The sequence below is a fragment of the Rhizobacter sp. genome (genome assembly GCF_031412495.1).
GTDB lineage: Bacteria > Pseudomonadota > Gammaproteobacteria > Burkholderiales > Burkholderiaceae_C > Schlegelella_A.
In genome coordinates this window covers 1-10,904 of record NZ_JANODC010000425.1, presented here as the reverse complement: position 1 = coordinate 10,904, position 10,904 = coordinate 1, and the positions used below count along the sequence as shown (strand labels likewise).

9 protein-coding genes are annotated in these 10,904 nt (G+C 70.1%); 4 read left to right on the top strand and 5 right to left on the bottom strand.

Features of this window, described 5'->3' with window-relative positions; genetic code table 11:
* A partial coding sequence (locus AC30N0_RS15730) for a PhoH family protein (RefSeq protein ID WP_489518846.1) occupies positions 1-611 on the top strand: 611 nt, incomplete at its 5' end.
* A gap of 15 nt (positions 612-626) precedes the next feature.
* Here the strand turns inward: AC30N0_RS15730 and AC30N0_RS15725 are convergent.
* The 4 genes from AC30N0_RS15725 to AC30N0_RS15710 form a co-directional block, all read right to left on the bottom strand.
* Positions 627-2,819, bottom strand: coding sequence for a TRAP transporter permease (locus tag AC30N0_RS15725; protein WP_489518845.1), 2,193 nt, complete (start codon positions 2,817-2,819; stop codon positions 627-629).
* Between the two features lie 46 nt (positions 2,820-2,865).
* Positions 2,866-3,819, bottom strand: a complete 954-nt coding sequence (locus tag AC30N0_RS15720) for a TAXI family TRAP transporter solute-binding subunit (RefSeq protein WP_489518844.1) — start codon at positions 3,817-3,819, stop codon at positions 2,866-2,868.
* Positions 3,820-3,893: 74 nt separating this feature from the next.
* A complete protein-coding gene (locus tag AC30N0_RS15715; RefSeq protein WP_489518843.1) occupies positions 3,894-5,819 on the bottom strand; it encodes a propionate--CoA ligase in 1,926 nt (641 codons plus the stop codon).
* Positions 5,816-7,375 carry a 4-hydroxyphenylacetate 3-hydroxylase family protein gene (locus tag AC30N0_RS15710; RefSeq protein ID WP_489518842.1) on the bottom strand — a complete coding sequence of 520 codons (1,560 nt, stop codon included), beginning with the start codon at positions 7,373-7,375 and terminating at the stop codon, positions 5,816-5,818. Before AC30N0_RS15710 ends, AC30N0_RS15715 begins: the two co-directional genes overlap by 4 nt.
* 88 nt (positions 7,376-7,463) lie before the next feature.
* On the opposite strand from AC30N0_RS15710, the gene AC30N0_RS15705 reads away from it, so the two are divergent.
* On the top strand, positions 7,464-8,003 hold the full coding sequence (locus AC30N0_RS15705; protein WP_489518841.1) for an isochorismatase family protein: 540 nt from the start codon (positions 7,464-7,466) through the stop codon (positions 8,001-8,003).
* 40 nt (positions 8,004-8,043) lie between these two features.
* Here the strand turns inward: AC30N0_RS15705 and acuI are convergent, their stop codons facing one another.
* On the bottom strand, positions 8,044-9,021 hold the full coding sequence (gene acuI / locus AC30N0_RS15700) for an acrylyl-CoA reductase (NADPH) (RefSeq protein ID WP_489518840.1): 978 nt from the start codon (positions 9,019-9,021) through the stop codon (positions 8,044-8,046).
* A gap of 56 nt (positions 9,022-9,077) precedes the next feature.
* On the opposite strand from acuI, the gene AC30N0_RS15695 reads away from it, so the two are divergent.
* Positions 9,078-9,725, top strand: coding sequence for a C40 family peptidase (locus AC30N0_RS15695; RefSeq protein WP_489518839.1), 648 nt, complete (start codon positions 9,078-9,080; stop codon positions 9,723-9,725).
* Between the two features lie 43 nt (positions 9,726-9,768).
* On the top strand, positions 9,769-10,890 hold the full coding sequence (gene moaA / locus AC30N0_RS15690; protein WP_489518838.1) for a GTP 3',8-cyclase MoaA: 1,122 nt from the start codon (positions 9,769-9,771) through the stop codon (positions 10,888-10,890).
* The last annotated feature ends 14 nt before the right edge of the window (positions 10,891-10,904 follow it).

The window sequence follows — 10,904 nt, the reverse complement described above, 5'->3', positions numbered from 1 at the left end:
TGAACCTGCTGATGGACCCGGACTGCGACTTCATCACCCTCACCGGCACCGCAGGCGCCGGCAAGACGCTGATGACCTTGGCCGCCGGGCTGAGCCAGGTGATGGACGACCGCCGCTACACCGAGATCATCGTCACGCGCGTGACCGTGCCGGTCGGCGAGGACATCGGCTTCCTGCCCGGCACCGAGGAGGAGAAGATGAGCCCCTGGATGGGCGCCCTCGACGACAACCTCGAGGTCCTCTCCAAGACCGACAGCGGTGCCGGCGAATGGGGCCGCGCCGCGACCAACGACCTCGTCCGCTCGAAGATCAGGATCAAGAGCCTGAACTTCATGCGCGGCCGCACCTTCCTCAACAAGTTCGTCATCATCGACGAGGCGCAGAACCTGACGCCAAAGCAGATGAAGACGCTGATCACGCGCGCCGGCCCCGGCACGAAGATCGTCTGCCTCGGCAACCTGGCGCAGATCGACACGCCCTACCTCACCGAAGGCAGCTCCGGCCTCACGTTCGCGGTGGATCGTTTCAAGGGCTGGGCCCACTCCGGACACGTCACGCTGGCCCGCGGCGAGCGATCGCGCCTGGCCGACTTCGCGTCGGAAGTTCTGTAGCCACCACGCCGGCGGTCACGCCGGCGACGCCGCTCGCTGTCGCCGCAGGGCGATGAACTGGCGCACGACGATAGGCGCCGCAAGCGCCGCCCCCAGCAGCAACGGCGTCAAGCCCGGGAAGATCATCGTCAAGGCGGCAACTGTGAGGACGGCTTGCTCGGTGCGCGTCAGCTCCACGAGCATGAACTTCGACAGCGCCGCGGCGAGCAGCGTGATGCCGAAGATGCAGGAAGCGAAGGTGACGGCGAAGGCGTACAGCGTGAATCCCTGGGCGACGATCAGCAGCGACGGCGAGAAGACGAACACGAACGGCACCAGCACCTTGGCCATGCCGAGGCGGAAGGCCATGTTGCCGGTCTTGAACGGATCGCTGCCGGCCATGCCCGCCGCCGCGTACGCGGCCAGCGCCACCGGCGGCGTGATGTCGGCGAGCACGCCGTAGTAGAAGACGAAAAAGTGCGCCACCAGCGGCTCGACCCCGAGCAGCACCAGCGTCGGCGCCGCCACCGTGACCATGATGATGTAGTTGGCCGTGGTCGGGATCCCGCAGCCGAGCAGGATGCAGACGAGCCCGGTCATGACCAGAGCGACGAAGAGCGTCAGCGACTTCGGATCGACCAGCGACTCTGGCAACCAGCCGCCGACGCCGCCGGCCGTCGCCTGCGCCGCGCCGGTGATGATGGTACTCAGCTTGAAGCCGACACCGGTGAGGGTGACGACGCCGATGACGATGCCCACCGTTGCCGCGGCCGCGCCGACGGCAAGAGCGTACTTGGCGCCGGTGGCAAGCGCCTCGATCAGCACCGGCGCGCCGATCCGGCCCTGCACGTTCAACGCGCGCAGCAGGATCGGCGTGGCCAGCGCCGCCGCCGCGAAGACGCCGAGCTTCCACTCGGCGCTCGGCAGGTCGGCGAACACCAGCACCACGAGCACCGCATGCAAAGCCACCAGAAGCGCCCAGTGGCGCGGCGAGTTGCCTTCGGTCTTCGTCGTCAGGCCGACGATCACGCACGAGCTGATGCCGGTGAAGGCGGCCAGGTAGGGCGTGCGGCCGGCGACGAGGATGCCGATGAGCAGGAACAGCGGAATCAGGGTCGGCCAGCGCTGGCGGAAGGACTCGCGCAGCCTCGGCATCTCGTCTTCCGTGAGGCCGCGCAAGCCGAAGCGCTTGGCCTCGAAGTGCACCTGCATGAAGACGCCGAAGAAGTGCATGAAGGCCGGCACGATGGCGGCAGCGATGACCTTGCCGTACGGGATGGCGAGAAACTCAATCATCAGGAACGCCGCGGCGCCAAGCACCGGCGGCGTGATCTGGCCGCCGGTCGACGAGGCCGCCTCCACGGCGGCCGCGAACTCGCGCTTGTAGCCGACGCGGATCATGGCCGGAATCGTCAGCGAACCGACCGTCACCGCGTTGGCCACCGACGACCCGCTCAGCATGCCGAACATCGCCGAGCCGAACACGCTCACCTTCGCCGGCCCGCCGGCATAGCGACCGGCCACCGTCGAGGCGACGTCGAGGAAGAGCTGGCCCAGCCCGACCCGCGTCGCCAGCACGCCGAAGAGCACGAAGTGGAAGACGTAGGTGGCGACGACGCCGACGGCGACGCCGTAGATGCCCTGGCTCGTCAGGTACTGGTGGTTGACGAGCTGGCTCCAGTTGTTGCCGGCGTGTTGGAGAAGGCCCGGAAAGATCGGCCCGAACAGCGCGTAGGCCATGAACAGCAACGCGATGATGGGCAGCGGCCAGCCCATGCTGCGCCGCGTCGCCTCGAGCAGGGCGACGATCAGGATCGTGCCCATGACGACGTCGATCGCCAGCGGGTTGCCGACCCGAAACGTCAGGTCGTCGAAGATGTACGGGATATAGAGCACCGAGGCGGCGACGCCGACGGCGAGCAGCCAGTCGAGCCAGGGCACGCCGCCCGGGCGCGCCCAGCTGTGCACGGCGCTCTTCTCGAGCAGCGCCTGCCGATGCGGGAAGACCAGGAAGATGAGGCCCAGCACCAGCGCCAGGTGCACGCCGCGGTGCGTGACTTCCTGCAGCAGGCCGAAGCCCGCCGTGTAGTAGTGAAAGAGCGAGAGCGCGATCAGCAGCGCGCCGACGATCGTCGCCGCCGGCGCCGCCAGCGGCCGGAAGCGCATCTCGGGATCGAGACGCGCCTCGAGCGCCTGCAGCTCGCGGTCGTCCAGTACCGCCGCGGGCATCCGCCGCGCTCCGGGATCCTTCGCTGCGCTCAGGATGACCTGACGGTCACTTCAGCAGGCCGGCTTCCTTGTAGAACCTCTCGGCGCCCGGATGGAACGGGATGCCGGCGCCCTTGACGGCGTTCTCCTTGGTGATGAACTTGCCCTTGGCGTGGCCGGCGGCGAGCTGCTTCTGCGCCGCGTCCGAGAACAGGGCCTTGGTGATCTCGTAGACCGTGTTGGCATCGGCCTTGTCGCCGGTGACCCACTGGGCGCCGACGGCCAGCGTCTTCACCTGCCCGACGCCCTTGTAGGTCTCGGCGGCGATGACGTCGGGCGCGAAGAAGGGGCTCGACGCCCGCAGCGCATCGGCCTCCTTGCCGTCGATCGGCACCAGTTCGATGCCGGTGCCGGCCGAGGCCAGCTCGGCGATGGCGCCGGCCGGCGAGCCGCCGGTGAAGAAGAAGGCGTCGAGGGCGCCGTCCTTCATCTTGTCGCCGGCCTGGTTCGGCTTGATGTACTCGGGCTTGATGTCGGCTTCCTTCAGGCCGTAGGCGGCGAGGATGGCGCGGGCGTTGACCAGCGTGCCCGAGCCCGGCTCGTCGAGGGCGACGCGCTTGCCGCGCAGGTCGGCCACGCTCTTGATGCCCGAGCCCTTCTTCACCACCACGTGCACGCTCTCCGGGTACAGGTTGGCGATCAGGCGCAGGCCCGGCACGTTCGGCTTGCCCTCGTAGAGCCCGGTGCCCTTGTAGGCCCAGGTGGCGACGTCGGCCTGCGAGAAGCCCGACTCCATCGCGCCGCCGGCGATGCCGGTCACGTTGGCCACCGAGCCGTTGCTGGCCTGGGCGGTGGCGGCGATCTTGCCCGGCTGGGAGACGGCGTTGGCGATCATCCCGCCGACGGGGTAGTAGGTGCCGGCGGTGCCGCCGGTGCCGATGCGGAAGAACTGCTGGGCCTGGGCGGCACCGGTGGCGACGAGCAGGGCGAAGGTGAATGAGAGCAGGCGGGAGAGCTTCATCGGAACCTCGTGATGGCGTGGAATGGCGTCGTGGGCTGGATTCTGAGGCCTCCGCAGCGGCTTGCGGGACGACGCTAGGCCTCGGCCCTTCCCGACTTCAGCGAGGCGACGATCTGCTGAAGTGCGGCCGGATCGTCGATTGTCGTCAGGTCGCCCGGATCGCGCCCCTCGCAGATCGCCTGCAAAGCCCGCCGGAGGAGCTTGCCGGAGCGCGTCTTCGGCAGCATGGCGACGAAATGGACGCGGGCCGGTCGGGCCAGCGAGCCGAGCTGCGAATCGACCGTCTTCATGACCTCGCCCTCGAGCCGCAGGCGGGCCGAGGCGTCGACCAGGGCCGAGGCATCGCGGGCAATGACGAAAGCGATCGCCACCTGCCCCTTGAGCGCGTCGGCGACGCCGACGACGGCCACCTCGGCGACGTTGGGATGGCTCGAGATGCTCTCCTCGATCTCGCGCGTGCCGAGCCGATGCCCGGCGACGTTGATGACGTCGTCGGTGCGGCCGAGGATGAACCAGTAGCCGTCGGCGTCGCGGATGCCCCAGTCGAAGGTGCTGTAGACCGAGCGGCCCGGGACCGTCTTCCAGTAGGTCTCGACGAAACGATCGTCGGCGCGCCAGATCGTCTGCATGAAGCCGGGCGGGGTCGGTCCCTCGATGACGACCACGCCCTTCCTGCCCGGCTCGACGATGTCCTGCCCGGTCGACTCGTCGAGCAGGCGCATGTCGTAGCCGTACATCGGCACGCCGGGGCTGCCGAACCTCGATCGCATCGGCTCGACCCCGTTGGCGACGGTCAGGATCGGCCAGCCGCTCTCGGTCTGCCAATAGTTGTCGATCACGGGCTTGCCGATCGCCTCGGAGATCCAGCGCGCGGTCGGCTCGTCGAGCGGCTCGCCGGCCAGGAACAGCGCCCGCAGAGACGACAGGTCGTGGGCCTGCAGGTGCGCGGCGTCGTGCTTGCGCAGGACGCGGATCGCCGTCGGTGCGCTGAACATCGCCGTCACCCGGTACTTCTCGACCAGCCGCCACCAGATGCCGGCGTCGGGGCGGATCGGCAGCCCCTCGTACATGATCGTGGCCATGCCGGCGATCAGCGGCCCGTAGACGATGTAGCTGTGGCCGACGACCCAGCCGATGTCGCTGGTAGAGAAATAGGTCTCCCCCGCCTGGCCGCAGAAGATGTGCTTCATGCTCGCCGCCAGCGCGACGGCGTAGCCGCCGGTGTCGCGCTGCACGCCCTTCGGCCGCCCGGTGGTGCCGCTGGTGTAGAGCGTGTAGCTGGGGTGCGTCGAGTCGACCCATGCGCAGGGGACGACGTCGTCCAGGTGCGCTGCACGAAGCGCGTCGTAGCGCTGGTCGCGGCCCGGCTCGAGCGGCATCGGCGCCAGGCCGCGGTCGACCAGCAGCACCTTCGCCGGCTTGTGCCGCGCGAGGCGGACGGCCTCGTCGAGGAGCGGCTTGTAGGGGATCACCTTGCCGGCCCGGCTGCCGGCGTCGGCGCTGACCACGATGACGGGCTCGGCGTCGTCGATGCGGCTGGCCAGGCTCAGGCTGGCGAAGCCGCCGAACACGACGGAGTGGATCGCGCCGATGCGCGCGCAGGCCAGCATCGCGAACGCCGCCTCCGGGATCATCGGCATGTAGATCAGGACCCGGTCGCCCTGGCCGACGCCGAGGCCGACAAGGACCGCCGCCATGCGCTGCACCTCGGCGTGCAGCTCGCCGAAGGTGAAGACCTTCTCGACGTCGGTCTCGGTCGAGACGTAGATCAGCGCGCGCTGGTCGGCCCGCGCCGCGAGGTGCCGGTCGACGGCGTTGTGGCAGAGGTTCGTCCGTCCGCCCGGAAACCAGCGCACGAACGGCGGACGGCTGGCGTCGCAGACCGTCTCGAACGGCGTCTGCCAGTCGACGAGGCCGGCCTGCTCGGCCCAGAAGGCATCGCGGTCCTCGATCGAGCGGCGATGGAAGGCGGCGAAACCGGTGTCGCTCGGTGCGTTCATGGCCTGCCCTTTCCGGCCGGCAGCGCGACCATCGTCGTCGGCGACGGCGGCGAGCAGCCGGCATCGCAGCAGCGGCCCGGCTGGCGATTGGCGGTGATCGCCCGCCGCGGGTCGTCGAGGATGCCGCGGTCGAGCAGGCGCTCGACCAGGTCGACCTTGTTGCCCACCGGGTAGTTGCGCCAGATCTCCTGCTTCATCGCTGCCGGCGAGCCGCCGCCGTGCAGGCTGATCACCGAGTACCAGCCGCCCTGGTAGGAGGCGGTGAGGTCTTCGAGGAAGCGCGCCGCCTGGATGCGCTTGTCGTAGGGCACGTCCGGGTTGGCGCGCAGCACGTCGGCCAGCCGCGCCGACGTCTCCGGGTTGTGGTCCTCGTCGGGCCCCGGCAGGGCGACGATGAGGCCGCCCGATACGTAGTGCGCGATCCGGTGCATCTCGTAGATCTGGTTGGCGAGCAGAAGCTTGCCGATGTTGGCGAAGACGGGGTCGGGCATGACGATGCCCGAGAGCGGGTCCGCCGAGGCATAGACGCTGGCCGCCACGCCGCAGGCATAAAAGCCTTCGGTGATGGTGATGAGCTGGACCATCTGCTCGCGCAGGTGCGACTCCTCGCCCGGATCGAAGCCGTTCGCCTCGCACATCAGGGCGCCGGCGCCGATCAGCAGGTCGCCGAAGCCGGCTCGCGCCGCGATGCAGGTGTGCCGGTGGTGCGTGGCGTAGCTGTAGGTGAGGTGGCCGGAGTGCTCCCACTCGCCGGCCAGGAAGACGCGCTCCCAGGGCACGAAGACGCGGTCGAAGATCACCACCCCCGTCGATTGGCCGTAGCGGTTCGAGAACAGGGCCGCCTTCTCGCCGGGCCGCCCGGCGGGGCGGGCGACGATGGTGATGCCGTCGGCATCGCAGGGCACGGCGCAGCAGACGGCGAAGTCGGCATCGGCCTCGGTCATGTTGCGGCAGGGCATGACCAGGAACTCGTGCATGTACGGCGCGCCGGTGACGATCGCCTTGGTGCCGGAGATGGTGATCCCCTGCGCGCTCCGCTCGACGATGTGCACGTAGCTATCGACGTGCGCCTGCTCGTGCGGCCGCCGGCTGCGGTCGCCCTTGGCATCGGTCATGGCGATGCCGAGCGACAGATCGCGGTCCTGCACGTCGTGCAGGTAGGCGGTGAAGCGCTCGCCGTAGCGCGTTCCCTTGTCGGCGTCGATGCGCGCCGCCGTCTGGCCGATCGCGGCCATGCCGTCGTGCACCAGGTAGCGCTGGGCGCAGCCGGTCTCCTGACAGAGGATCCGCACCGCCTCGAGCTTGTTGAGGAGGTCCGCGCTCGAGCCGTCGACGTGGAGCATGCGGTTGACGGTCTTGCCGCTCGATGGCTGCACGGCGAGCATCAGCGGCGCGAGGCCTTCCCGCTGCGCGAAGTCGTAGGTCACGCCGAGCGCATTGATGCCGGGCTGCAGGGCCGGCTCGTCGGCGACGATCTCGACGCTGCGGCCGTCGACGAAGACGCGCGGCCTGTAGCGGCGCAGCGATTCACGGTATTCGGCGGACGTCATCAGCATGCTTGTCTCCGGCAGGCGCATGCCGATTGTGCCGAGGCCGAACGCCTGTGGCGGAGAATCCGCGCCAGGTCCTCTTCGTGAAGCCGCCATGAGCATCCTCTGCCAGCCCGACGACTCGACCCTGCTCCTCATCGACACGCAGGCGCGGCTCATGCCGTCGATCCACGACGGCGAGAACGTGATCCGACGCTGCGTGCAGCTCGCCACCGCGGCGCGCGAGCTGTGCATCCACGTCATCGGCACCGAGGAGAACCCCGATGGCCTCGGCCCGCTCGTCCCCGAGGTCGCGGCGCTCTGCGACACCGTGCTGGCCAAGTTCCACTTCTCGGCGCCGCGCGAAGACGGGTTCCTGCGCCGCCTTCCGGCCGGCCGCAACACCCTGGTCGTCGCCGGTTGCGAGGCGCACGTGTGCGTCATGCAGACGGTGGCCGGGCTGATCGAGGCCGGCCACGCCGTCAAGTGGGTGGCCGACGCCGTCGGCTCGCGCCACCCGCACAACCGGCTCGCCGCGACCGAGCGCGCACGCGGCCTCGGCGCCGACATCGTGACCACCGAGATGGTCGTCTTCGAATGGCTGGGCACCAGCCAGCATCCGAAGTTTCGCCGCCTGTCGGGGCTCATCCGCTGAGACCGGACGCGCGCGGGTCCTGCGAACGGTTCGGCGCGTCCTAGATCCGGACCACGACCCGGCCGCGCACCCGGCCGTCCATCAGCGCCGTGGCCTTGGCGATCGCGTCGCCGAGCGCGATCTCCGCGGTGATGAGATCGAGCGCCTTCGGATCGAGATCGCTCGCCAGCCGCAGCCAGGCCTGCTGGCGCATCGGCAGCGGTGCCATCACGCTGTCGATGCCGGCCAGGGTCACGCCGCGCAGGATGAACGGCATCACCGTGCCGGGAAGGTCGTGCCCCTGCGCAAGCCCGCAGGCGGCGACGACGCCGCCGTAGCGCGTCTGCGCCAGCGCGTTGACGAGCGTGTGGCTGCCGACGGCGTCGACCACGGCCGACCAGCGCTCCTTCTGCAGCGGCTTGCCCGCGGCTGCGAACTCGGCCCGGTCGACGACGTCGGCGGCACCGAGCTCGCGCAGGTAGGCGGCCTGGTCGGCCTTGCCGGTCGCGGCGGCGACCCGATGGCCGAGCCGCGCCAGCAGGGCGACCGCGACGCTGCCGACGCCGCCCGTCGCGCCGGTCACGAGCACGGTGCCGTCGCCGGGGCGCAGGCCATGACGCTCGAGCGCCAGCACGCACAGCATGGCGGTGTAGCCGGCGGTGCCTATGGCCATCGCCTGCCGCGCATCGAGCGCCGGTGGCAGTGCGACCAGCCAGTCTCCCTTCAGGCGGGCCCGGCTCGCGAGGCATCCCCAGCGCGTCTCGCCGATGCCCCAGCCGTTCATCACGAAGCGGTCGCCCGCCTTCCACGCGGGATGGCTCGACTCGAGCACGGTGCCGGCGCCGTCGATGCCGGCGACCATCGGCCATTGCCGGACCACGGGGCTGCGGTTGGTGATCGCGAGGCCGTCCTTGTAGTTGAGCGTGGAGTACTCGACCTGCACGAGCACGTCGCCTTCGGGAAGGGTGCCCTCGTCGACGTCGCGGACCGAGGCGCGAAAGCCTGCGTCATCCTTCTCGAGCATCAATGCCTTGAACATCGCGTTCTCCTGGTTCGATTGACTTCGGCGGCGCGCCTCGCCTATGCTGCGCGCCGATGCGAATCGACGCCCCTGCTTCCCGCCAGCGCCTGCGCTCCGCATGGATGGGCCTCATTCTCTCGCTCCATGGCGGCCTCGCCCTCGCCGCACCTGAAGACACCTTCGACCCCGTGCTCAGGCTGCTCATCGACAGGGCGCTGGTGGCGGAGACCGTGCCCGCGCCCGCCGCTGCAGAGCCGGGGCTGCTGCGAAGGGTGCAGGACCGCGCCTCGAGCATGGTGGTCGCGGCGCTCGGCTTCGTCGGCGTCCCTTACCAGCGGGGCGGCACGTCGGCCGACGGCGGCTTCGACTGCAGCGGCTTCACCCGCCACGTCTTCGAGACGAGCCTCGGGCTGGTCCTGCCGCGCAAGGTCGACGAGCAGGCCAGCGCGCCGGGCCTCGTCGCCGTGGGCCGCGACGAGCTGCGGCCCGGCGACCTGGTCTTCTTCAACACCCTGAAGCGCACCTTCTCGCACGTCGGCATCTACATCGGCGACAACCGCTTCGTCCATGCGCCGCGCAGCGGCAAGGCGATCCGCACCGAGAGCATGGGCTTCGCCTACTGGTCCGAGCGCTTCACCGGCGCCAGGCGGGTCCTGGCGGCGGCGCCGCCGCCAGGACGAAACGTCGCGGCGAAGGCCGAGACGCTTTCGCCAGGCCCCTGACGCGAGCCCTGCCGCGCAAGGGCACGCGAGGCACAATCGGCCCATGGCCGACAAAGTCATTCCCCTGGCCGACCTGCGCTACCGCGCCCAGCTGCCCATCGTCCCGGCGCGCCTGCAGGCGCCGACCGGCGAGCTGCTCGACACCCTGCAGCGGCCGCTGCGCGATCTGCGCATCTCGGTCACCGACCGCTGCAACTTCCGCTGCAGCTACTGCATGCCGAAGGAGGTGTTCGACAAGCAGTACGCCTTCCTGCCGCAGTCGTCGCTGCTCGGCTTCGAGGAGATCGTCCGCATCGCGGGCATCTTCGTCGCGCATGGCGTCACGAAGCTGCGCCTCACCGGCGGCGAGCCGCTGCTGCGGCGCGACCTCGAGCGGCTGGTGGCGATGCTGGCCGATCTGCGCGCCGCCAGCGGTCGCCGCCTCGACCTCACGCTGACGACGAACGGGTCGCTCCTCGCCCGCAAGGCCGAGGCGCTCAAGGCGGCCGGGCTCGACCGGGTGACGATCAGCCTCGACGCGCTCGACGACGCCATCTTCCGGCGCATGAACGACGCCGACTTCCCGGTCGCCGATGTCCTGCGCGGCATCGACGCCGCGGAGCGCGCCGGGCTCGGCCCGATCAAGGTCAACATGGTCGTCAAGCGCGGCACCAACGACATGGAGATCGTGCCGATGGCGCGCCATTTCCGCGGCCGCAACGTGGCCCTGCGCTTCATCGAGTACATGGACGTCGGCGCCAGCAACGGTTGGCGGATGGACGAAGTCCTGCCCTCGGCCGAGGTCGTCGCCCGCCTGCAGGCCGAGTTCGGGCTGCGCCGCCTGGCCGCGACGGCCCCCGGCGAGACCGCGGAGCGCTGGGCCTATGCCGAGCCCGGCATCCCGGGCGAGATCGGCACCATCTCGAGCGTGACGCAGGCCTTCTGCGGCGACTGCAACCGGGCCCGCCTGTCCACCGAAGGCAAGCTCTTCCTGTGCCTGTTCGCGAGCCGCGGCCACGACCTGCGCGGCCTGCTGCGCGCCGGCCGGAGCGACGAGGAGATCTCGACGGCGATCGGCCTCGTCTGGCAGAAGCGGACCGACCGCTACTCGGAGCTGCGCGGCAGCCCCGCCGCGCCGGCCACGCTCGGCGAGCGGCGCGTCGAGATGCACTACATCGGCGGCTGAGCTTTCGTCGTCAG

Bases quoted from the DNA above. Each gene is read 5' to 3' on its own strand.
- AC30N0_RS15715 (WP_489518843.1), bottom strand. From the start codon at position 5,819: ATGAACGCACCGAGCGACACCGGTTTCGCCGCCTTCCATCGCCGCTCG.
- AC30N0_RS15720 (WP_489518844.1), bottom strand. From the start codon at position 3,819: ATGAAGCTCTCCCGCCTGCTCTCATTCACCTTCGCCCTGCTCGTCGCC.
- AC30N0_RS15705 (WP_489518841.1), top strand. From the start codon at position 7,464: ATGAGCATCCTCTGCCAGCCCGACGACTCGACCCTGCTCCTCATCGAC.
- AC30N0_RS15710 (WP_489518842.1), bottom strand. From the start codon at position 7,375: ATGCTGATGACGTCCGCCGAATACCGTGAATCGCTGCGCCGCTACAGG.
- moaA (WP_489518838.1), top strand. From the start codon at position 9,769: ATGGCCGACAAAGTCATTCCCCTGGCCGACCTGCGCTACCGCGCCCAG.
- AC30N0_RS15725 (WP_489518845.1), bottom strand. From the start codon at position 2,819: ATGCCCGCGGCGGTACTGGACGACCGCGAGCTGCAGGCGCTCGAGGCG.
- acuI (WP_489518840.1), bottom strand. From the start codon at position 9,021: ATGTTCAAGGCATTGATGCTCGAGAAGGATGACGCAGGCTTTCGCGCC.
- AC30N0_RS15695 (WP_489518839.1), top strand. From the start codon at position 9,078: ATGCGAATCGACGCCCCTGCTTCCCGCCAGCGCCTGCGCTCCGCATGG.